The organism is Massilia paldalensis, from assembly GCF_044901715.1.
Taxonomy (GTDB): Bacteria; Pseudomonadota; Gammaproteobacteria; order Burkholderiales; family Burkholderiaceae_D; genus Telluria; species Telluria paldalensis.
The window spans coordinates 136,898-160,197 of record NZ_JBJCIU010000004.1 but is presented as its reverse complement, the minus strand read 5'-3'; the positions used below and the strand labels follow the sequence as shown (position 1 = coordinate 160,197).

At 67.2% G+C, this 23,300-nt stretch carries 13 protein-coding genes; 3 read left to right on the top strand and 10 right to left on the bottom strand.

Translation table 11 applies throughout. The features are described 5' to 3' along the window. The first annotated feature begins 348 nt into the window (after positions 1-348). A complete protein-coding gene (locus ACI1V7_RS20070) occupies positions 349-2,067 on the top strand; it encodes a methyl-accepting chemotaxis protein (protein ID WP_404533551.1) in 1,719 nt (572 codons plus the stop codon). Between the two features lie 102 nt (positions 2,068-2,169). Here ACI1V7_RS20070 and ACI1V7_RS20065 read toward each other — a convergent pair whose 3' ends face one another. The 8 genes from ACI1V7_RS20065 to ACI1V7_RS20030 form a co-directional block, all read right to left on the bottom strand. Further along, on the bottom strand, positions 2,170-5,286 hold the full coding sequence (locus tag ACI1V7_RS20065) for an efflux RND transporter permease subunit (protein ID WP_404533550.1): 3,117 nt from the start codon (positions 5,284-5,286) through the stop codon (positions 2,170-2,172). A 7-nt stretch (positions 5,287-5,293) separates the two neighbouring features. Then, positions 5,294-6,424 carry an efflux RND transporter periplasmic adaptor subunit gene (locus ACI1V7_RS20060; RefSeq protein ID WP_404533549.1) on the bottom strand — a complete coding sequence of 377 codons (1,131 nt, stop codon included), beginning with the start codon at positions 6,422-6,424 and terminating at the stop codon, positions 5,294-5,296. 398 nt (positions 6,425-6,822) lie between these two features. Further along, positions 6,823-7,575 carry a 2OG-Fe dioxygenase family protein gene (locus ACI1V7_RS20055; protein ID WP_404533548.1) on the bottom strand — a complete coding sequence of 251 codons (753 nt, stop codon included), beginning with the start codon at positions 7,573-7,575 and terminating at the stop codon, positions 6,823-6,825. Continuing rightward, a complete protein-coding gene (locus ACI1V7_RS20050; protein WP_404533547.1) occupies positions 7,572-8,309 on the bottom strand; it encodes a PEP-CTERM sorting domain-containing protein in 738 nt (245 codons plus the stop codon). The genes ACI1V7_RS20055 and ACI1V7_RS20050 overlap by 4 nt, the downstream gene beginning before the upstream one ends. A 185-nt stretch (positions 8,310-8,494) precedes the next feature. After that, entirely contained in the window at positions 8,495-10,537 is a 2,043-nt protein-coding gene (locus tag ACI1V7_RS20045) for a TonB-dependent receptor (protein ID WP_404533546.1), read from the bottom strand. Position 10,538: 1 nt separating this feature from the next. Further along, the gene (locus ACI1V7_RS20040; RefSeq protein ID WP_404533545.1) at positions 10,539-11,039 is read right to left on the bottom strand and encodes a DUF6702 family protein; all 501 of its coding nucleotides are present in this window, start codon (positions 11,037-11,039) and stop codon (positions 10,539-10,541) included. After that, positions 11,036-13,477 carry a M1 family metallopeptidase gene (locus ACI1V7_RS20035; protein WP_404533544.1) on the bottom strand — a complete coding sequence of 814 codons (2,442 nt, stop codon included), beginning with the start codon at positions 13,475-13,477 and terminating at the stop codon, positions 11,036-11,038. The genes ACI1V7_RS20040 and ACI1V7_RS20035 overlap by 4 nt, the downstream gene beginning before the upstream one ends. A gap of 126 nt (positions 13,478-13,603) precedes the next feature. Beyond that, the gene (locus ACI1V7_RS20030) at positions 13,604-15,949 is read right to left on the bottom strand and encodes a M1 family metallopeptidase (protein WP_404533543.1); all 2,346 of its coding nucleotides are present in this window, start codon (positions 15,947-15,949) and stop codon (positions 13,604-13,606) included. A gap of 366 nt (positions 15,950-16,315) precedes the next feature. On the opposite strand from ACI1V7_RS20030, the gene ACI1V7_RS20025 reads away from it, so the two are divergent. Next, positions 16,316-17,521, top strand: coding sequence for a GGDEF domain-containing protein (locus tag ACI1V7_RS20025; RefSeq protein ID WP_404533542.1), 1,206 nt, complete (start codon positions 16,316-16,318; stop codon positions 17,519-17,521). Between the two features lie 35 nt (positions 17,522-17,556). On the opposite strand, the gene ACI1V7_RS20020 is transcribed toward ACI1V7_RS20025, so the two are convergent. Further along, positions 17,557-20,733 (bottom strand): S8 family peptidase, encoded by a 3,177-nt coding sequence (locus ACI1V7_RS20020; RefSeq protein WP_404533541.1) that lies wholly within the window; start codon positions 20,731-20,733, stop codon positions 17,557-17,559. Further along, a complete protein-coding gene (locus tag ACI1V7_RS20015; RefSeq protein ID WP_404533540.1) occupies positions 20,730-21,488 on the bottom strand; it encodes an NF038120 family PEP-CTERM protein in 759 nt (252 codons plus the stop codon). The genes ACI1V7_RS20020 and ACI1V7_RS20015 overlap by 4 nt, the downstream gene beginning before the upstream one ends. Before the next feature lie 371 nt (positions 21,489-21,859). Here ACI1V7_RS20015 and ACI1V7_RS20010 point away from each other — a divergent pair, with 371 nt between their 5' ends. After that, entirely contained in the window at positions 21,860-23,284 is a 1,425-nt protein-coding gene (locus ACI1V7_RS20010; protein WP_404533539.1) for a cryptochrome/photolyase family protein, read from the top strand. Positions 23,285-23,300: the final 16 nt, after the last annotated feature.

The following is a 23,300-nucleotide window of genomic DNA, read 5'->3' as shown; positions in this document are numbered from 1 at the left end:
GCCCAGCCGTTCGGCATCGACTTCCGAGATCGGCCCGGCCCCTAGGCCTGGCCGGACGCGGAAGGATCGATTCCACCCCGGAAGCCGGCTACGCGCCGGCTTTTGTCATTGTCGCCATCAAAAACCGCACATTTCCCGCTCTTGCGGCGCGCTCAGTTGTTGAAAATCGACAAATCTATCAAAAAATTGCATTAGGAAAACAATTCAGTTAGTCTTTGGCCACTGAAGCGTTTTCCCGCTTCTCTCGCCGCCCCCATCTCTCGCCGGCAGTTCCGACCAACGTCGTCAGCTTGCATCCAGCGCGCCCCCATCTCCGGCGCCGGCCGCCTGCGTCCATCCTTTCCCGCTATGCGTCTCCTGAACCTGAATATCGCCAACCGGCTGCGGCTCGGTTTCGGCCTGCTCGTCGTCCTGATCCTCGTGCTGGCCTTCGTCGGCATCCAATCGCTCGGCAAGCTCCACCAGAGCAGCACCGACCTCGCCAAGGGCGTCTGGCCGCGCGCCAAGCAAGCCAGCTTCGTGCTGGACAACCTGCGCGGCAGCATGGGCCGCGTCGGCCAGATGGTGGGCTCGGACGACCCGGCGGTGCGCGCCACCGCCATGGAACGCCTGGCGGTGAACATCGATGCCGTCAACAAGGGCTTGCAGGACCTCGAGGGCCTGCTCGTGACGCCGACCGGCAAGGCCATCCATCAGGAAGCGAAGGAGCGCCGCGACGAGTACCTGGCAAACGTCGCCAAGGTGCAGGAACTGGTCAAGCAGGGCAAGATCGACGAAGCGACCGTCCTGGCCTTCAGCAAGAACTACGACAGCCTGCTGGCGTTCGCCCAGGTGCTGCGCAAGCAGGTCGAGTTCCAGGAAAGCCGTTTCGATGCCCTGTCCAAGGATGCGGACGACGTCTTCGCGCGTTCCTCGCTCGTCATCGGCATCGGTGCCGCCGTCAGCGTGCTGCTGGCCATCGGCGCCGCGTTCCTCACCACGCGCTCGGTCGTGCGTCCGCTGGGCCACGCCGTCGACGTGGCGCGCACCGTGGCCGCAGGTGACCTGACCAGCGACATCGAGGTCCGCGGCACGGACGAGGCGGCGCAGCTGATGCGGGCGCTCAAGGAGATGAACGACGCGCTGCGCAAGGTGGTGTCGGAAGTGCGCGTGGGCAGCAGCGAGATCGCGACCGCGTCGCGCGAGATCGCCACCGGCAACCTGGAACTGTCCTCGCGCACCGAGCAGCAGGCGAGCGCGCTGGAAGAGACGGCGTCGTCGATGGAAGAAATGACGTCGACCGTCAAGCAGAACGCCGAGAACGCGCAGCAGGCCAACCAGCTGGCGCAGAGCGCGTCCGACGTGGCGCGCAAGGGCGGCGACGTGGTCGCGCGCGTCGTCGGCACCATGGGCGACATCGACACGGCCTCGCGCAAGATCGTCGAGATCATCGCCGTCATCGACGGCATCGCCTTCCAGACCAATATCCTGGCGCTGAATGCCGCCGTGGAAGCGGCAAGGGCCGGCGAGCAGGGGCGCGGCTTTGCCGTGGTGGCGAGCGAGGTCCGCGGCCTGGCCCAGCGCTCGGCCTCCGCCGCCAAGGAAATCAAGCAGCTGATCGACGATTCGGTGGCCAAGGTGCAGCTGGGCTCCGAGCTCGTCAACCAGGCCGGCAGCACGATGGAGGAAGTGGTGGCCAGCGTGCAGCGCGTGACGGACATCATGGGCGAGATCAGCAACGCCAGCCACGAGCAGCAGGGCGGCATCGTCCAGATCAACCAGGCCGTGGGCGAGATGGATGCGGTGACCCAGCAGAACGCCGCCCTCGTCGAGGAAGCGGCCGGCGCCGCCGGCAGCCTGCAGGAGCAGGCGGAGCGGCTGACGCAGATGGTAGCCGTGTTCAAGGTCGATGGCGGGCCCGGGGTGGCGGCGAAGGTGGCGGCGAAGCCGGCAGCCGCGCCGGCGCTGCGTGCTGCCGTGCATGCCGCCGTGCAGGCGCCGGCACGCAAGCCGGCCGTGGTCGCGGCCCGGCCGAAGGCGAAGCCGGTATCGAAGGCGGCGATGACGGAAGAGTGGGAAACCTTCTGAACCGTTAGCGCACGCCGTCGTCCCTGCGCAGGCAGGGACCCAATGTTCAAGCCGTACGACAACTTGGGCCCCTGCCTGCGCAGGGGCGACGTGCGGTGTCTCTTATTTCACCGCACTCTCTTCGCTGCCCACCGTCTTGCGCCCCTTCCCGCGCACCTTCCCCATCATCCTCCCCATCAGGTGCTCCGCATCGTCCACGTAGGTGAACACGGCCGGCACCACCAGCAGGCTCAATAAGGTGGACGTGATGAGTCCCCCGATCACGGCGATCGCCATCGGCGAACGGAAGCTCGGGTCGCCCGACAGGCCCAGCGCCAGCGGCATCATGCCCGCGCCCATCGCGATGGTCGTCATGACGATGGGGCGGCTACGCTTGTGGCAGGCATCGACGAGGGCGTCGAAGCGGTTCATGCCCGCCTTGCGCGCGAGGATCGCGTAGTCCACCAGCAGGATCGAGTTCTTCGTCACGATCCCCATCAGCATGATCAGGCCGATCATGGTCGGCATCGACAGGGCGCTGTGCGTCAGCAGCAGCGCCACGAAGGCGCCGCCGATCGACAGCGGCAGCGCGGCCAGGATCGTCACCGGCTGCAGGAAGTCAGTGAACAGCAGCACCAGCACGCCGTAGATGCACAGCACGCCGATCAGCATCGCGAGGCCGAAGCTGGCGAACAACGCCTGCATTTCCTGGGCGTCACCGAGTTCCGCGATCGCCACGCTGGCCGGCAGGTTGCGCAGCGCGGGCAGGGCGCGCGCCTCGGCATTCACTTCGCCCAGCGAGCGGCCGTTCAGTTCCACGTCCAGCGTCACGTTGCGGCTGCGGTTCAGGCGGTCGATCTGCGCGGGGCCGCTTTCCACCGTGATGTCGGCCACGTTCGCCAGCAGCACAGGGCCGTTCTTGCCGGGCACCGTCAGGCGGCCGATGGCGTCCAGGTCGGCGCGCGTGGCGTCCGGCAGCTTGACCCGGATCGGCACCTGGCGCTCGGACACGTTCATCTTGGCCAGCACCTGGTCGTAGTCGCCGGCCGTGGCCACGCGCACCGTCTCGCCGATGCTGGCGGCCGTCACGCCCAGGTCGGCGGCGCGCGCGAAGTCGGGACGCACGATGATCTCGGGCCGCACCAGCGAGGCGCTGGACGTGACGTTGCCGATGCCGTGCAGGCCGCGCAGTTCCCGTTCGGCCTGGCGCGCGGCCGCGTTCAGCGCCACCGGATCCTCGCTGCGCAACACCAGCTGCATCTTGACGCCGGTGTCGGGCGGGCCCACGGTGAAGCGCGCGCCCGGGATCTCGGCCAGTTTTGCGCGCAGCGCGGATTCGATGGCGGCCAGCGATTCCTTGCGGTCGTCGCGGTGCACTGTGGTGAGTGTGAGCACGGCGCGGCGCGCCTCGGCCGCGGCGCCGGGCGCGAAGGCGTCGCCGCTGGAGCCGCCGCCGATGGAGCTGAACACGCCCTTGACGTTCTTGACCTGCATCGCGGCCAGGCGCACGCGCTCGGCCACGGCGCGCGTCTCGGCCAGCGTGGAGCCGGGCGCCAGCTCCACGTTGATCTGGGTCTGGGACCGGTCGGCGGCGGGCACGAAGCCCGTCGGCAGCAGGGGCACGAGGGAGATCGACGCGACGAAGAACAGGGCGGCCGCGATCATCGTCAGCCCGCGGTGCCGCAGGCACCAGCGCATGGTCCGCATGTAGCGCCGCATCAGCGGGTCGTCCTTCTCCTCGTGGACCTTGGCGGGCTTGAGGAAGTAGGCCGCCATCATCGGCGTGAGCAGGCGCGCCACCAGCAGCGAGGCCAGGATCGCCAGCACGGCCGTCCAACCGAACTGCTTGAAGAATTTACCGGGAATGCCGCTCATGAACGCCGTCGGCAGGAACACGGCCACGAGCGAGAAGGTCGTGGCGATCACCGCCATCCCGATCTCGTCGGCCGCTTCCAGCGCGGCCTGCATCGGCGTCTTGCCCATGCGCAGGTGGCGCGAGATGTTCTCGATCTCGACGATGGCGTCGTCGACCAGCACGCCCACCACCAGCGCCAGCGACAGCAGCGTGACCATGTTCAGCGTGTAGCCGAACAGGTACTGGCCGAGGAAGGCGGGGATCACGGACAGCGGCAGCGCGGCGGCGGCCACCAGCGTCGCGCGCCAGTCGCGCAGGAACCACCACACGACCAGCACGGCCAGCACGGCGCCCTCGTACAGCATCTCCATCGAGGCGTCGAAGTTTTCCTCGACGGGCGCGGCATTGTCGATCACCTCGCGCAGCACCACGTTGGCGTGCTTGCGCTGCAGCTCGGCCACGGCCGCGCGCACGCCGCCGGCGACGTCCATCTCGCCGGCGCCGCGGGTGCGGAAGATCTCGAAACCGACGACCGGCTTGCCGTCCTGCTCGGCGATGGCGCGCGGTTCGGCGATCGTGTCCATCACCCGCGCCACCTCGTCCAGGCGCACGCGGCGGCCGTCGGGCAGCGGGATGTTCATGCGCGCCAGCTCGTCGGCCGTCTGCACGGTGGCCAGCGTGCGCACCGACTGCTCGGCGCCGCCGACGTCGCCCCTTCCGCCCGGCTCCTCGCGCTGCACGTTGCGCAGCTGGCGCGAGACGTCCAGCGCCGACACGCGCAGCGCCGCCATGCGATCCGCATCGAGTTCCACGCGCACCTCGCGGTAGACGCCGCCCACGCGCTTGACGGCGCCCACACCGGGCACGCTGAGCAGGCGCTTGGCCACCGTGTTGTCGACGAACCAGGACAGGTCCGGCTGGTCGAGCGCGGGCCGGCCATTCGCCTGGGCCGCCTGCGCCGTATAGGTCAGCACGACGCGGCCCGCCGTCGTGGTCTTGGTGACGCTGGGGTCGCGCATCTCGGCCGGCAGGTCGGCGCGCACGCGCGACACGGCGTCGCGCACGTCGTTGACGGCATCGGACAGGTTCTTCTCGAGGATGAACTCGACGGTGATGGTGGCCACGCCGTCGAGCACGCGCGTATAAATGTTCTTGATGCCTTCCAGCGTCGCGATCGAATCCTCGATCTTGCGCGCGACCTCCGTCTCCAGCTGGGCGGGCGCGGCGCCGTCGAGCGTGGCGGTGACGGTGACGATGGGCAGCTCGATGTCCGGGAAGTCCTGCACCTTGTTCGCCTTGAACGCCAGCACGCCGGCAAAGGTGAGCAGGACGAACAGCATGATCGCCGGGATCGGGTTGCGGATCGAGAGGGCGGAAAAGTTCATGGTGCGCTCAACGTCCGGCCATCGGGGCGGCGGCCACGTTCTTCACCAGGTCGCCGTCGTTCAGGAAGCCGGCGCCGCTGGTGACGACGGCCGTGGCGGCATCGATGCCCTGGACCACCTCGATGCGCTCGCCCAGGCGCCGTCCCGTCGTCACCTTGACCTGGCTGACGCGGCTGTCGGGATTCAGGCGGAACACATAGGAAAAGCCGTCGCGCACGACGACGGCCTGTTGCGGCACCGTCAGCGCGTCCGACTCGCCCAGCGCGAACTGGCCGCTGGCGAACATGCCGGCCTTGAGCGGCGCATTGGCATCCAGCGCCGGCGGCAGGTCGACGTAGACGAGGGCCAGGCGGGTCTGGGCGTCGACGGTCGGGGCCACGGCGCGCACGGTGCCGGTGACGCTGCTGCCGTTGGCCGCCTTCACGACGGCCTTCCGGCCCGGCTTGATGCGCGGGAGCTCGGCCGCCGTGACCTCGGCGCGCCATTCGAGCCGGCCCTGGCGGATCAGGCGGAACAGCTCCGTGCCGACGCCGGCCACGGCGCCCACGGTCGCGCCGCGCGCCGAGATGACGCCGCCGTCCGGCGCCACCACCCGCGCATACTGCAGGCGCAGGCGCTGCTGCTCCAGCGTGGCCTTGGCCGAGGCGACGCGCGCCTGCGCCGTGCGTTCGGTGGTGACGTATTGCGTGATCTGCTGGGCGCTCAGCGCCCCCGATTCCTTCAGCGCCGCGGCGCGCTGCGCATCGGCGGTGGCGGCGGCGGCATTCGCCTCCGCTTCCTGGACGGCAGCTTTGGCTTGCGCCAGGTCGGCTTCCACGGTGCGCGCGTCGAACACGGCCAGCACCTCGCCCTTCCTGACCACGTCGCCGACGTTCACGCGCACTTCCTGCAGGCGCAGCCCGTTCGACTCGCTGCCGATCACGGCTTCCTGCCAGGCGGCGACGTTGCCGTTGGCCGCGAGGCCCAGTGGCAGGCGCACCGTTTGCGGACGGGCGGTGGCGACGGTGAGGGCGGGCCGCGCCACGGCAGGCTTGTTGGCATCGGCGGCGCGGCTGGTGGCGAACAGGGAGACTGCCGTGGCCAGGGCAAGGAGGAGCGCGGCAGGGATGGCGAGGCGGCGATTGCGGGCTGAAGTCATGGAATGTCGGTGAGTGGAAACCCCGGCAAGCCGGGACTTCTACAGTGTAACAAACCATGCTGCATAGCCAGCGTTTTGTATGGACGCGTCGGCGGGCGATGTCCGCGGAAAATCTTTCCCGCGTTGCCGCAAAAGTCACCTGCCATCTGGCCAGGATGACAGCAAACGTCACTCTGGCGCGACAGATTTCGACTACGTAGTTCTACTGTATTGCGGTGCACAAAAAATCGGAATATATTGGAACCGTCTCCTCCAGTTTTTCTCCGAAAAACCTGGATTACGGCCCGGTCCCCTGGACACGGGCCATTTTTTTTGCCCGTACGGCTTGCAGTAAATCGGGTCCCTGCCTGCGCAGTCAGCACGTCGTCCCTGCGCAGGCAGGGACCCAAGTTCCTCTACTACGCAGCTGCCTGCTCCACGTCGTCCCCCTGGAACGCGCCCGCGCGCCAGGTCAGCACCAGCGTATCGCGGTGGCCATGTGCGGCCAGCGGCTGGATGGGCGTCGATTCGTGGATCACGGCCGCATCGTCCAGCAGCAGCATGGTCCATGGCTCGGTCATGGTGAAGCGCTGGCCCTTCGGCCCGTCCGCTTCGAACACGCGCGTCTCTCCACCCTTGATGCCTTCGCGCCCGATCAGGATCACGGCCACGAAGTCGACGCCGTCGCGGTGCGCGCCTTCCGGGGTCGGGCGGCCGATGCCGTCGGCGGTGTCGATGCGGAACTGGTGCGCCTCGACGTACCAGGTCTGCGGCGCCTTGGCCTGCGAGCAGACGGTGCCGAGGGCGCGCAGCAGCTTGTTCCAGGCCGGTTGCGCGACGGTGGCCGGCTCGATCGGCACGAACAGGCGGTGCATGCCGCCGTGCAGGGCGTTGTACTCGACCGGCTGCCAGTGCGCGCGGTGCGGGCTTTGCACGAGCGCGCCGCCATCGTCGACGAAGCAGGAATGACGCCGGCGGCGGTAGCGGCCGCCGTCCTTCAGGTAGTTGTCGAGTTCCAGGTGGTCCCAGCTGGGGACCAGGGCCTGCAGCTCGTCGATGGAGCAGCCGGCCAGTTGCGCCACGGCGGCCGGCGCCAGCAGCGCATAGCCGTCGCCGCGCAGGGCGTCGACGACCCGCGCGGGATCGGTGTAGGGAGGTTGCGGTGTAGTCATCCCGGTAGCGTAGCACCTTTTGCCGCGGGCGGTGGCAGGCCGGGCGCATGCCCCTGCGCCCCCCGCCGCTTGCGCAGCACGAACAGCACGCCCGCGCCGGCCACGAGCATGGCACCGGCGCCGGGTTCGGGAACGGGGCTGGTCGGCGACGACGTCACTTGCCAGGTCAGCGACGTGGGCACCATGTACACGGCGCCGAACGACGAGAATGTGTCGTGCAGCACGATGGTGGTTTCGCGCTGGGTCGCATGGGTAAACGTGATGTCGGCCGGATCGAGCAGGTGCTCGCTCGGGAAGAACACGAACGGCACCTCGAAGGTGTGGACGAAGCCGAGCAGCCTGTCGTCCGACCCGCCGTAGGGAATCGACGCGGCCCAGCTCAAGAACACGCGGTCGTCGGAGAAACTCGCGTCGCGCGAGAAAAAGAAGCTGGCCAGCCCGCTGGCGTGGAAGGCATGGACGGTGCCGCCCGCGTCGAACGTGGCGTCGATCCACGCCAGGTTGGCGTCGGCCGAGCCGTAGCCGCTGTCGTTGAAGCGGCGCATGTCGAAGGTCGCCTTGACGTCCAGCACATAGGGCGTGCCCGTATCGAGCACGGTGCCGTCGAATACGCCGTCGATGTCGCTGCGGTAGACGATGCCGCTGCTCGTCGTGCCGACGGTGACGCTCTGCGCGTGCGCCGCGTGTGCATGCAGCATGCCGGCCAGCAGCATGAGACCCAGGAAGATACGCATGGTGTTCTCCGAAGAAAGTCGATGATGCCGCGACGGCGTCATGCCGCAACGGGCTCGCAGCCGGACGCATGGCTGTCAATACAGTCTAGCAGTGGAGAACGGGTGCACGGGGCGCGCACCGATGGGCGGGCGGGCACTGGCGCATTTGTACAACGTGTCGCGGCGCCAGCCGCCCGCCGCGGGGTTCAGAAGTTCTTGATGAGCGTGAGCCGGAACGAGCGCGACTCGATCGGGTGGAAGTGGATGTCGTCGTGCGGCTCGGCCTCGCCGCGCAGCTGCGAGGCATAGTAGTAGTCGATCGCCGACACCTTGCGGTTCGCGAGGTTGAAGCCTTCCAGTTCCACGCGCAGGTCCTTCGCGAGACGGTAGCCGATGCGGCCGTTGAGCGTGGTGCTGGCCTGCGAGCGCACGCTGTTGTCCTCGACCAGCGGACGCGGGCCGAAGTAGCGCAGGCGCAGCGCGCCGTCCCAGTCGCCCAGCTGGCTGACCGTCAGCGCCAGCTGGCCCACGCCCTCGACGGCGCCGGGGATCCGGTCCTGGCCTGCTTCCACGCCGCGCGAGCGGGCACGGGCGAAGGCGGCGTCGAAGTCCACCGACAGCCACTTGAACGGCTTGTAGTAGTTGGAGAACTCGATGCCGTAGCGGCGGCTCGGCGGTCCCGCTTCCGTATTGCCGGCGTCGCCGATATAGGTCAGCTCGGAGTCGAAGTCGAGGCGGTACAGCGAGACCGACGTCTGGTTCTTCGGGATCGCTTCCGTGCGCAGGCCGATCTCCATGCCGCGCGAGCGCACCAGGCCCGGCGTCCGGTCGACCGCGTCCAGCGTCTTCGGATCGACGCGCGCGACGGTGCCGCGCGCGTCGTTGCTGTGGAAGCCCGTGCCGTAGTTGAAGTAGAGCTCCGTGTCCTTCCACGGGCCCAGGGCGATGTTCAGCGAGGGGCTGACGAGGGTGTCGTCGGCCTTGCCCGAGTTCTCGGGGCGGTCGCTCCGGACGCGGAAGTCGTAGCGGTCGGCGCGCAGGCCGACGGTAGAGCGCAGCCACGGCGTCCAGCGCGTCGCGTTCTCGATCCAGGCCGCATGGCTCGTCTCGCGGATGTGGTCCTCGCGCGTGATGCCGATCGTCTCGCGCGCCGCCGTGTGCGTCAGCGCATTGAAGATATTGTCGTTCTGGCCCTGCACGCCGACGGTGACGTCCGACGTCAGCGTGTCGGAGCGGTGCGCGTGCCAGGTGTGGATGGCATTGATGCCGCTGGTGACGCGGCGGTCCGGCTGGGCGAACTGGTCGCCGTTGACCGGGTCGTCCATGAAGTAGGTGAAGTTCGACCAAAGGTCGAGCTGGTTGCGGATGACGTAGGCGTTGACCTTGGTCGCCGTGTCGGACGTGGTCTGGCGCCACACGCCGGACAGGCTGTAGCGGCGCGCCTCGCCGCCGTCGGTCGGGTCGATGGGGTCGAAGCGGCCGATCGTTCCATCGTCGACGGCGCGCTCGGGAATCTGGTCGGTGGAGTTCCACTTGCCGTGGTAGGCCATCGCCGTCACGCTCCAGCCATTGTTGGCATAGCCGCGGCTGTAGCGCAGCACGACGTTCTGCTTCTGGTAATTGTCGCCGCGCGTGAACGGGCCGTCGTTGTGCATCAGCTCCAGCGCATAGGTGAGGGCGCCGCCGGCCGCATCAAGCGACCCGGCCACCGCCGCGCGGCCGTAGCCGTTCTGGCCGCCGCTGAGGGTGGCCACGTTGCGCACCAGGCGGTTGGCATAGGTGATGGCGGCGCTGCCGGCCGAGGCGAAGTCGCCGTTGCGCGGCGAGTACGGCCCCTTGGCATAGTCCAGACGCGCGGTCAGCTCGGGGACCAGGAAGTTCAGGTCGGTCCAGCCCTGGCCGTGCGCGTGGCTGCGCTGGTTGACGGGCATGTCGTCGACGAAGGTGGCGAGGTCGGTGCCGTGGTCGAGGTTGAAACCGCGCAGGTAGAACTGGTTGGCCTTGCCTTCGCCGCTGTGCTGGCTGGCGATCAGGCCCGGCGTCGCTTCCAGCAGCTCGCCGGGACGGTAGATGGTGCGCATCTCCAGTTCCTTCTGGCTGACGCTGCCCGCGTTGGCGGAATCGGCGATGCCGAGCTGGCTGGCGCGGGAACCCTCGACCAGCACGCGCTGGATCACGGGGTCGTCGGCGAAAGCATGGGTGTGCGCGAACAGCGCAGCCAGTGCGCAAGGGATGAAGCGTAATTGCATGTCAGTGAACGGAAATCTCGATGCGGCCGGCGGAAAAGCCGAAGGTGCGCAGGCTGCCGCCCGCGGTGAAGTTGACGGTGTTGACCTGGTCCGGGAGGAAGTCGATCAGCACGGCATTGTGGATGGTCTCGACCTTCTCGGCCGGCGTGCCTGGCGCTTCCTGGAATACCGTCAGGCTGTCGGTGTCGATCGTGACGCCGACCCAGTTCAGCGGGATGCGCTTGCCGTCCTTGTCGGCCAGCCAGAACTGCTTGTCTATGTACTTGCGCACGACGGCCTGGTCGTCCGGGTCCGCCATGTCGAACTGGCGCTGGTACACGTTCATGAGCAGGGCCTCGACGTCGTGCGCCATATAGGTGTGCACGATCTCCAGGCTGCCCGTGCGTTCGTTGCGGCTGATGTCGGCGATGCCGGCGTGGAAGCGGTGCGCCGGGGCGAGCGGACTCGCCCCGAGAGCCAGCGCCGCCAGCATGCCCTTCAATACGGTGCGACGCGACGTCATTCGACCGCCTTGCCCGCTTCGACCGCCTGGTCCGCCTTCTGCACGGCGTCCTTGGCGTCTTGCACCGGTTCTTTCTTCAGCTTCAGTTTTTCCGCGTAGTCTTTCATCATGTCGTTCTGCGTCTGCTGCGACTTGAACAGCTCGAGGCGCGAAGGCTGGGCCTTGCGCGGCCAGCTGTTGTTGCCGGTGTCGATGTCGGCCGTCTCGAGATACGGGTCCTGCGTGAGGGCGACCATCGGCTCGTCGGTGACGATCAGCTTCGTGATCTTCTTCGGCGAATAGCGCCACACTTCGGCCGGGATGCGCTCGATGTATTTCTTGCCGCTCTGCAGCTGGATCTCCAGCACGAGCGGACTCACCAGGCCGCCGATGTTCGAGAAATCGACCAAGTATAAATGCTTGCCTTCCTTGAGCAGCGCCTTTTCCCAGTCTTCCAGGCCTTCGGTCGTTTCCGCGTACTTGTTGCGGTCCTTGTTCGTGACCGTGAAGTCGTCGTGCTCGTTATAGAAGTCCTTCAGTTCCGGATGCGTGTCCAGGCGGCGCGGCAGGGTGCCCTTGTTGCGCTGGTCGGTGATCGACACGGGTTGCGCATCCTTCTGGGCGCGCTGCCATGCCTTCTCGACGTCCGGATCCTTGGAGCCGATCGTGTATTCGCTGATGCCGTCCACGCTCACGTCCACGGCGTCGGTCGTGTAGAACCAGCCGCGCCAGAACCAGTCGAGGTCCGTGCCCGACGCATCTTCCATGGTGCGGAAGAAGTCGGCCGGGGTCGGGCGCTTGAACTTCCAGCGCTGGGCGTATTCCTTGAACGCGAAGTCGAACAGCTCGCGGCCCAGCACCGTCTCGCGCAGGACGTTGAGCGCCGTGGCCGGCTTGGCGTAGGCGTTGCCGCCGCGGTTCGTCACGGATTCGGAATTCGTCATGATCGGCTGCTGGTTGCGGCTCTTCATGTAGTCGACGATGTTGCGCGCTTCGCCGCGGCGCGACGGGTAGTGTTCTTCCCAGCGCTGCTCGGCCAGGAACTGCATGAAGGAGTTCAGGCCCTCGTCCATCCAGGTCCACTGGCGCTCGTCCGAGTTGACGATCATCGGGAAGTAGTTGTGGCCCACCTCGTGGATGATCACGCTGATGAGGCCATACTTGACGTTCTTCGGATAGGTGAGGGCGCCCGTCTTCTTGTCCTTGGTCGGGCGGCCGCCGTTGAACGAGATCATCGGGTATTCCATGCCGCCGACGGGGCCGTTCACCGAGATGGCGACCGGGTACGGATAGTCGAACGAGTACTGGTTATAGCTGTCGATCGTGTGGATGATCGCCTGCGTCGAGTACTGCTCCCACAGCGGATTGCCTTCCTTCGGGTAGTAGGACATCGCGAGCACGTCGGTGCCGCCCTTCTTGAAGCCCTGGGCGTCCCATATGAACTTGCGGCTGGTGGCGAAGGCGAAATCGCGCACGTTCTTGGCCTTGTAGCGCCAGGTCTTGGTCGCGGTGGCGCGCTGTTTCTCGTTCGCTTCCGCTTCGGCCTGGGTCACGATGACGACCGGTTTGGTGGCGGTGCGCGCCTGCTTCAGGCGCTCGCGCTGGGCGGTCGTGAGCACGTCGCCCGCGTTCTGCAGTTCGCCGGTGGCGGCCACGATATGGTCGGCCGGCACCGTGATCTCGACGTCGTAGTCGCCGAACTCCAGCGTGAATTCGCCGTCGCCCAGGTACTGCTTGTTCTGCCAGCCGTGGGCGTCGTAGTAGGCGGCCATGCGCGGGAAGAACTGGGCGATCTCGAACAGGTCGTTGTTGTCCTGGCCCTTCTTGTCGAAGCGCTCGAAGCCCATGCGGCGGCCCAGCACGTTCGTCTCCGGCACGTTGAAGCTCCATGCCACGTCGAACGAGAAGCGCTGGCCCGGCTTCAGGGGCTGAGGCAGGTCGATGCGCATCATGGTCTTGTTGACGACGTGGGCCAGCGGGCGGCCGGACGTGTCGGTGACGCCGCCCAGCTTGAAGCCGCCGTCGAACTTCCGGCTCTCGACGAGGAAGCGGGCCGCCTCGTAGTTCAGGCCAGCCTGGCCGCCGGGCGTGGCCGCCGTGCGCCAGGCGTCGCGCGACGGGTAGCTCGAGATGTTGCGGTTGTCCGAATCGCTGCGGAACATGTTCTGGTCCAGCTGCACCCACAGGTAGGACAGCGTGTCCGGCGAATTGTTGTGGTACGTGACCGTCTCGCTGCCGCTGACGGCGCGTTTCGCTTCGTCCAGCGTGACGCGGATGCGGTAGTCGGCGCGCTGCTGCCAGTAGGCGTGGCCCGGGGCGCCGGACGCGGTGCGGGTGTCGGTGGGCGTGGGGAGGAGTTCGTCGAGCTGGCGGAACTTGTCGTCGAAGGCCTGGGCGGTGGCGTTCGACAGGGAGGCGATGAGCGAGAGGGCGGCGAGGGCGAGCGGGAGGCGTTTCATGGGATCTTGATGGGGGAAAACGGCAACGCAGGGGTCAGAGCCCGGTGTTGCTTTTCAGGGGCTCTGACCCCGGTTTCTTACGGATCGGTCACGCATGGTGGGCACCACGTGCCCACCATCCAAGTGTCACTCGGCCTTCTGGGCTTCGGTGGCGGCCGCCTTGTCCTTGCCGGCGTCCTTGGTCTTCAGCTTCTCGTTGAAGTCCTTCATCATGTCCGACTGTTCGCGCTGCGTCTTGAACAGTTCCAGGCGCGACGGGGTCGCCTTGCGCGGCCAGCTGTTGTTGCTGGTGTCGGTGTCGGCGGTTTCCCAGTACGGGTCCTGCGTGAGGGCGACCATCGGCTCGTCGGTGATGATCAGCTTCGTGATCTTCTTCGGCGAGTAGCGCCACACTTCGGCCGGGATGCGCTCGATGTACTTCTTGCCGCTCTGGAGCTGGATCTCGAGGACCAGCGGCGAGACGAGGCCGCCCAGGTTCGAGAAGTCGACCAGGTACATGTGCTTGCCTTCCTTGAGCAGCGCCTTTTCCCAGTCCTCCAGGCCTTCGGTCGTTTCCGCGTACTTGTTGCGGTCCTTGTTGGTGACCGTGAAGTCGTCGTGCTCGTTATAGAAGTCCTTCAGTTCCGGATGCGCATCGACGCGGCGCGGCAGGGTGCCCTTGTTGCGCTGGTCGGTGATCGACACGGGTTGCGCATCCTTCTGGGCGCGCTGCCATGCCTTCTCGACTTCCGGATCCTTGGAGCCGATCGTGTACTCGCTGATGCCGTCCACGCTCACGTCCACGGCGTCGGTCGTGTAGAACCAGCCGCGCCAGAACCAGTCGAGGTCCGTGCCCGACGCGTCTTCCATCGTGCGGAAGAAGTCGGCCGGGGTCGGGCGCTTGAACTTCCAGCGCTGCGCGTATTCCTTGAACGCGAAATCGAACAGCTCGCGGCCCAGGATGGTTTCGCGCAGCACGATCAGCGCGGCGGTGGGCTTCGCGTAGGCGTTGTTGCCGAACTGGAGGACCGATTCCGAGTTGGTCATGATGGGCACCTGGTTACGGCTCTTCATGTACTCGGCGATCACGCGCGGCTCGCCGCGCGATTGCGGGTAGTGCTCTTCCCATGCCTGCTCGGCCAGGTACTGCACGAAGGAGTTCAGGCCCTCGTCCATCCAGGTCCACTGGCGCTCGTCCGAGTTGACGATCATCGGGAAGTAGTTGTGGCCCACCTCGTGGATGATCACGCTGATCAGGCCATACTTGGTGCGCTTCGAGTAGGTCAGTTCGCCGGTCTTCTTGTCCTTCGTCGGACGGGGGCCGTTGAACGAGATCATCGGGTATTCCATGCCGCCCACGGGGCCGTTCACGGAAATCGCCACCGGGTACGGGTAGTCGAACGAATACTTGTTGTACTCGTTGATGGTGTGGATGATCGACTGGGTCGAGTACTGGCCCCACAGCGGGTTGCCTTCCTTCGGATAGTAGGACATCGCCAGGACATTGGTGCCGTCCTTCTTGAAGCCCTGTGCATCCCAGATGAACTTGCGGCTCGACGCGAACGCGAAGTCGCGCACGTTCTTCGCCTTGAAGTGCCAGGTGCGGGTGCCGTCGACGCGCGTCTTTTCCTTCGCCTCGGCTTCGGCCTGGGTCACGATGACGACCGGCTTGCTCGCGGTGCGCGCCTGCTTCAGGCGGTCGCGCTGGGCGGCCGTCAGGACGGCGTCCGGGTTCTGCAGTTCGCCGGTGGAGGCGACGATGTGGTCGGCCGGGACGGTGACCTGCACGTCGTAGTCGCCGAACTCCAGCGTGAATTCGCCGGCGCCGAGGAACTGTTTATGCTGCCAGCCATACACATCGTAGTAGGCGGCCATGCGCGGGAACCACTGGGCGATCTCGAACAGGTCGTTCTTGTCGTCGAATTTCTCGTAGCCGGAGCGGCCGCCGAGGATCTTCGATTCCGTGATGTTGTAGCTCCAGTCGATGCCGAAGGACAGGCGCTGGCCCGGCTTCAGGGGCTGGGGCAGGTCGATGCGCATCATCGTGCGGTTGATGACGTAGTGCAGCGGACGGCCGCTGCCGTCCTTGACGGCCTTGATGTCGAAGCCGCCCGGGAAGGTGCGTGCTTCCAGCGTGCTGCGGATCGCGTCGAACTTGACGCCGGTTGCCGGCGTCGCGCCCTGCCATGCATCGCGCGAGGGCAGGGTGGCGGTGGTGCGCGCGTCCGAACCCGGCTTGAAGAGGTTCTGGTCGAGCTGGATCCACAGGTAGGTCAGCGCGTCGGGGGAGTTGTTGTGATACGTGATCGTCTCGGCACCCGTGATCGTGCGCTTGGCCTCGTCCAGCGTGGCGCGGATCGTGTAGTCGGCGCGCTGCTGCCAGTAGGCGTGGCCCGGCGCACCGGAGGCGGTGCGGATCGTCGTGGGGGTCGGGAGCAATTCGTCGAGCTGGCGGAACTTGTCGTCGAAGGGTTCCGCTGCGATGGCAGACATGGTGAAGCACAGTGCCGCCAAGCCGATCGGCAAACGTATCATGTTTTCCCTGTATTTATGGTTGAAAGAAAGAAAATATTCTAGTCTTGCCTCCTGATAATGAGGATCTTGATTTGTAACAAGGCTGTTACAAAGACCTTGTGATAAATAAAAGCGAATTTTTTAAGGGAGCACGTGCTGGCGGCAAATTTATATATGTCTATACCTCTGAAAAACGTTGCGTTTTCGGTACTGGTGTCGCGCTCAGGACGGGTTTCGCGAGCGATTTCAACGGGGCGAGACAATCAGAGAGATTCCGTAATGGCAAGACTCTTATAATAGTGAAATCACAGTTGTTTATATTGCACATGGTGCCCAGGGAAGAGGATGGATGCATTCACACTCGTCGTTGCCGCAGCGCTCGCCAGTTCGATCATGGCGGGCAGCATGGGATTGCTGTATCTCGCCAGTTCGCGCCAGCGCTCCCTCGTGCACTGGGCCCTGGCCGGCATCTTCTTTGCCCTGAACAACAGCATCGCCGCCTACATCATCCACGGGCATGACGCCGGCCCCATGTTCGCCGGCCTGGGCAATGCCTTGCACGTGGCCGGCCAGTTCGGCATGCTGGCCGGCGCGCGCCGGCACCTGAACTTGCGCCCGGGCTGGGGCTGGTTCGCGGCGGTGTCCGCGCTGGTGCTGGCGGCGCATGGCTTGCCCTACCTGAGCGCCTCGCCCGTCCATCGCCTGTATTTCATGACGCCAATCGTGGTCACGATCAGCGTGGCGACGGCCTGGCTGCTGTGGCGCGGCAGCGAGCGCGAAGCGCGGGCCGCCTACCTGCCGCTGATCGTGCTGGAATTGTTGTCGGGCCTGCAGATGGCATTGCGCTGCGCCGCCATGGCGGCCAACGATGGCCATGCCCCGTCTTTCCTTGGCGGCCAGTTCCTGCTGACGACCGGCGCGTTGTCGATGCTGGTGTTCCTGTCGGTCGGCACCATGGGCTGCGCGCTCATCGTGACTCAGCAGCAGACGCTGGCCTTGCGCCGCGCCTCGCTCACCGATGTACTCACCGGCTGGCTGAACCGGCGCGCGCTGCACGACATCGCCACGCGCGAGTTCCGGCGCTGCCGCCGCACCGGTACGCCGGCCTGTTTCCTCACCTTCGACATCGACCACTTCAAGTCGATCAACGACCGCTACGGCCATGGCGTGGGCGATGCCGCCATCCGCCACGTCACCACGCTGTCGGCACGCGTGCTGCGCGGCTACGATGCGCTGTTCCGCACGGGCGGCGAGGAATTCGCCGTGCTGCTGACGGGCGCCACGGTGGACGACGTCGCCCACATCGCCGAGCGCCTGCGCGAACTGGTCGCCCAGTCGCCGCTGCATGCGCAGGGTCAGGCAGTGGCGATGACGGTAAGCGTGGGCGTGGCCGCGCTGGAGGCGGGCGACCACAAATGGGAAGATATCCTGCGCCGCGCCGACGAGGCGCTGTACCACGCCAAGCAGCACGGGCGCGACCGCGTCAGCGTGTACGGGCGCGACGTGCCGGAGCGCGGACCGGGGCGCAGGCTGCAGCTGGTCGGCGGGTAGCCGCCGGCAGGCCTTGCCGTCCGGTCCGCACGCCGCTAGCGGTCGCTGCGCCGCGCCTGCAGCCCCTCCAGCCTGGTGCCGCGGCCCGCGGCGCGGCCCCAGACGGTCTCGATGCTTTCCACCTGGATCAGCGTCGCGCCCAGGCGCAGGCTGCCGTTGGAAAACTCGACCCCGCCCATGTAGTGCCGTCCCGGCGCCAGGCCCGACCAGGTATAGCTGGCCGAGGCGGGACGGTAGGCGAACACGGTCGACGGCGTCAGCACCTTGAGGTTGCCGATGGCCGTCTGGCCCGGCGCGATCACCCAGCTCGACAGCTTGGCGGTGGCGGCGCCGCCGACCGGGGTGCGCGCGACCACGCAGACGATGTACTCGCCCGGGTCCGGGTGCGGGGACTCGATGTCCTCGGCCGAGGAGAACAGGTTGACGCTGCCCACGATCAGGTTGCCCTGGCCATCCAGCAGCAGCAGGTCGAGGTCGTCGCCCGAGCCGCCGCTGGTGTCCTCCTCGTACAGCGCGAAGCGCGCGCCGACGGTGCCGGCGGGGATCGTGACGCGCTTGTAGCTGACGCTGTCGCTGCCGCCCGCGGCGCACTCGGCCACACCGTGGTCGCTCGACGCGTTCGCATGCAGCGTGTACGTGTCCTGCGTCGCTTCGCGCAGGCCCGCCACCTTGGCCGTCAGCTTGCCGTTGTAGGCGGTGGTGACGCTCACGGTCTTGTTGCCCGACGTGCCTTCCGAATAATAGTAGTCGTCCGGCGTGAACAGCGAGGTGCGGGCCGTGAGCGGGCTGCGCACGCGGTGCGTGCCGTCGCTCCAGTCCAGCGTGCCGTAGGCCCAGGTGTTGTTGGCCGCGCTGGTGCGCTTGAGCGTCACGCTGTAGTCGGCGCTGGCCCCGGGCGCCAGCGTGAGGCTGGCCGGCGCCACGGTGACGGTGAAGCCGGGCAGGCTGGCGCTGGCCGTGTAGGTCGCCGGCGCGCCGCCCACATTGGTGACGCGGCGCTTGATGGTCTGCGTGTCCGCGACGTTGGCGGCGGACAGCGATGCCAGGTTCAGGTCGTAGTCGGCGACGGTGCCGACGCTGCTGCACACGGAAGCCGGCACGCTGTACGAACCGAGGCCGCACAGGAAGCGCTGGTAGTCGGTGGCGCCCAGCTCGTACACGAGGCCCGGATCGGCCGCCGGTGTCGGCGCGACGTGGCCGGCGCCCTGGCCGAACGCGTTCTTGCCGTTGAAGTCGGCGGGCAGGCCGTCGTCGACGGTCGGCGTCGCGGTCGTCATCAGCGCCGACTTGATCGCCGCCGGCGACCAGTCCGGATGCTTCTGCTTGAGCAGCGCCGCCAGGCCGGACACGTGCGGCGTCGCCATCGAGGTACCGCTGGCATAGGCCCAGGTCGCGCCGCCGGCCGGGCTGCCGGCGGCGATGGCGTCGTGCTCGGCCGGCGTCAGGTCGGGCGCGAAGCCGGCCAGGATGTTGACGCCCGGCGCCGTCAGGTCGGGCTTGAGGATGCTCGCCGTCGCCATGTTCGGTCCGCGGCTGGAGAACCGGGCCAGCTTGGGCGCCGCTTCCGGATTCGGCACCAGTTCGGTGGCGCCGATGCCGATCCGCAGTGCCGGCGTGAGGGCGGCGCTGATGGCGGCGCCGTCCTTGGTCGACACGTGCACGGTCGGCACGACGAAGTCGTTGATCACCAGGCCGCTGCCGTCGTCCACCAGCACCATGCCGACGCCGCCCGCTTCCTGCACGGCGCGGCTCTTGTCGACCATCGCGTTCTTGCCGCGCTGGCAGATCACTACCTTGCCGGCCACCAGCGCCGGATCCAGGGCGGCATTGCTGCTGGCGCCGTTCTCCAGGCGGTCGGCCTCGGTATAGCAGAGCCGGCGCGCCTCGCGGTCGCCGGCCGCCAGGTTGGCGTAGGGGATGGTGCCGGCGTCGTTGGACAGGATCGCCGGCGCAGGTGGGAGCGCCGTGGCGTTCAGCGATGCGCCCGTGTAGCGGACGCCCGTGCTGAGCTGCACCTGGGCGCCCTGGATGCGGTCGGTGGTCGACGCGGCCACCGTCGTCAGCCATGGCGACGGGTGGTTGACGGCGTTGCCGGGACCATAGTTGCCGCCTGCCACGGACACGAACACGCCGGCATTGGCGGCGCCGAGGAAGGCCTGCTCGACCGGGTCGTCGACCGAATCGCTGCTGCCGCTGATCGAATAGCTGAGGACGTCGACACCGTCCAGCACGGCCTGCTCGATGGCCACGACGGCCGAGTTGGTCGAGCAGCCGTTGCTCGCCTTGCCCTTTTCGTCGACGCTGGAAAAGCAGATCTTGTACATGGCCAGGCGCGCGCGCGGCGCCATGCCCGACGTCGTGCCGAGGGCGGCGGCGCCGATGCTGGTCGCCACGCCATTGTTGCCGGCGGCGGTGGACGAGGTGTGCGTGCCGTGGCCGCCCTTGCCTTCGGGGCCGGCCAGCGAATCGCGCGGCGAATCGAATTCGGTCCAGTGCGGCTCGCGCCCGGCATCGGCCAGGAAGTTATAGGCGCGCGCGCCGATCAGCTTGTTGTTGCAGGCGTCCGCGCCGAATCCCGGCCCGGTCTGGCAGGTGCCGTGCCAGCGCGCCGGCGGCGGCCCGTAGGCGGGGGTGCCGTCCGGATCGTGGGTGGGGGCGCCCTTGGCGTCGACGCGGTCGGCGAACGCGGGATTCTCGGGCCAGATGCCGGTGTCGAGGACGCCGATGATCATGTCCTCGCCGGCATGCTCCTTGCCGCCCAGCTGGCTCCACAGGCCGCCCGGCCGGTCCAGGCCGAGGAAGGTGGGCGTATAGCTGGTGGCCGGCGCGAAATACGTGTCGGGACGGACCGCCACCACGCCGTCGCTGTGCTTGAGCGCGAGCGCCTCGGCCTCGGTCAGGCGGGCGACGAAGCCGTTGTACACCACCTTCAGGTCGTGCACCAGCGCGCCCGGCGGCAGCGCGGCGAGCGCGGCCGTGCGCCGTTGCTGCAGGTACTGCATGTAGTGCTGCACGGCCGTCGATTGCGGGTTGATCAGCGAGCCCGCCGGCGGCTTGGTCGCGGCCAGGCCGGCGACGCCGCCCGTGTACGAAGCCACGGGCTTGTCGCCGAGCTGGACGATGTAGGTGCGGCGCGGAGCATCGGCAGCGGTAGCGCCAGCGCCAGCGCCAGCGGCGAGCAGCAGGGGCAGGACGAGCAGGCGGCGCATCATGCGGCACCTCCGGCCACGCTGCCGGCGCCGGCCGTGCGGCGGCGGCGGACGATGGCCGCGAGCAGGCCCAGGCCGCTGCCGAACACGAGCCAGTCCTGCGGTTCCGGCACGGCCTCGACTTGCAGGTTGTCGATGGCAAACTGCGCCAGGTTGTAGCTGGTCGCGCCGTTCACGCAGTTCAGGCCGTCGTCGAACACGCAGGCGCTGATGGTGAGGCTGGTCAGGTTCAGGCCGCTGAAGAGGCCGTCGAGCTGCCAGGTGTCGAAGATGAAGTTGCCGTCCAGGAATTGCCCCGGCAAATTCATGTTGCGCGTGATGGGATCGTCGCTGCCTTCGGCCGTGGCGCTCAGCACCAGCTGGCCGTAGCTGAAATTGGGCAGGTCATAGGTGTACGCGACGAAGGCGAAGTCGAGCGAGAACAGGCGGAACGCCAGGCCGTCGGTGCGCGCCAGCGTCAGCGAGCCGTCGTTGAGGCCGGCGTAGTAATGGCTCTGGTTGAAGAAGCTGCCGGGACAGACGACGATGCTGCAGGCCAGGCGGTCCGAATGGTCGACGATCACGCCGGCCGCGCCGGGTTCATAGTCGGGCAGGCTCTGGGCGTAGACGCTGTCGGCCACCGTTGCCGTGTAGCCGGCGGTGGTGAAGCGGTCGCGGCCGGCGTAGGCCGTGTCGCCGCTGCCGAGCACGGGCGTCACGACATTGCTGTGGGTTTCGAAGTCGATCGTGGTGGCGAAGGCCGGGGCTGCGCCCGCCAAGAGGCAGCAGGCAATGAAGATGGTTTGAACAACGCGGGTAGGGCGATGATGCTGACAAGGCATGTTCCGACTCCTGAAAACGTTATCAAAAAGAAACCGAAATCAATGATAGCGTTAACATTGTTGAGTCGTCGGTGTACAAAATTTTTAATATTCGAAAAATATGAAACTTAATTTTGTGATGAGAGTGAAAGTGAAGGAAAATTGCCGAAGTTACTGTTGTTAAGCGGATACTTGCCCCCGCCTTCCAATAGTTGACATTCTTCGTATTATGGTTTGCATTTTTCGATGCCGAACGGGCACGATACGGTGCGCCGGTCCATGCGGCGCTTGCCTACAATGCCCCTAGCTCAACCATGGCGCTGGCAGGCATGAACGACCGACGATCGATTTTCTGGATGCGCCGCGACCTGCGCGCGCACGACAACGTGGCATTGCACGCGGCGCTGTCCGCATCCGACGAGGTCATCTGCGTATTCGTCTACGACCGCACGATCCTCGACGACTTGCCGCGCACCGACCGGCGCGTGGCCTTCATCCACGCCAGCGTCGCCGAAGCCGGCGCGCAGCTGGCGCGCCTGGGCGGCAAGCTGCTCGCGCTGGAAGGCGATCCGGCCCGGGTGATCCCGGAACTGGCACGCCGCCACGATGCCGGCCGCGTGTTCGCCAACGAGGACTACGAACCGTCCGCGCGGCGGCGCGATGCGGCGGTCGGCGCGGCGCTGGAGCGCGACGGCCGTGCGCTGCTGCTTTCGAAGGACCAGGTGCTGCTGCACCGGGACGAGGTGCTCAGCAAGTCGGGCACCCCCTACACCCGCTTTACGCCTTACTACCGCGCCTGGCTGCAGCGGCTGGGCCAGGACGAACGGATCCTGGGCGACCACGACCCGGCGCCACTGAAGGCGCGGCTGGCCGCGCCGGCGGACGGCGCGTCGAACATCCCGTTGGACCAGCTCGGCTTCGACACGGTCGACCTGGAGGGCCTGAGCCTGTATCCCGGCACGACGGGCGGCCGCCGCGTACTGCGCGAATTCGAGGGCAAGGTCGGCGACTACATGGCGCGGCGCGATGCGCTGGCGCTGCCGGCCACCTCGGGCCTGGACATCCACCTGCGCTTCGGCACGCTGTCGGTGCGCGAGATCTTCCGCGCGCTCGGCCGGCGCAGGGACGTGAACGACGCCAGCGTGGCGGGCTGGATCCGCGAAGTGTGCTGGCGCGAGTTCTTTTCGCAGCTGCTGTTCCACGTGCCACGCGTCGCCGACGGTCCCTACCTGGACAAGTATGCGAAGCTCGACTGGATCGACGGCGCGGAAGGCAGGAAGCGCCTGGACGCGTGGAAGAACGCCGCGACCGGCTATCCGATCGTCGACGCGGCCATGACGCAGCTGAACACGACGGGCGCGATGCACAACCGCGCGCGCCTGGTCGCGGGCTCGTTCCTGGTCAAGACGCTGGGCGTCGACTGGCGCGCGGGCGAAGCCTATTTCGCGCTCAAGCTGAACGACTACGACCAGGCCTCGAACAACGGCAACTGGCAATGGGTGGCATCCACCGGCGCCGATGCGCAGCCGCCTTACCGCATCTTCAATCCCGCCTCGCAATCGCGGACCTACGATCCGGATGCCGCCTACATCAAGCACTGGCTGCCGGCGCTGGCGTCCATCGATGCGCGCGACCTGCACGAACCCTGGAAGCGCAAGGAGCCGATTCCAGATTATCCGGCGCCGATCGTGGACCTGGCCGACGCAACCGAAGCGTGCCGGCGCCGCTACGCCGCCGTGGGACGGCAGGCGTAGCGCGGGCGCCGCCGGG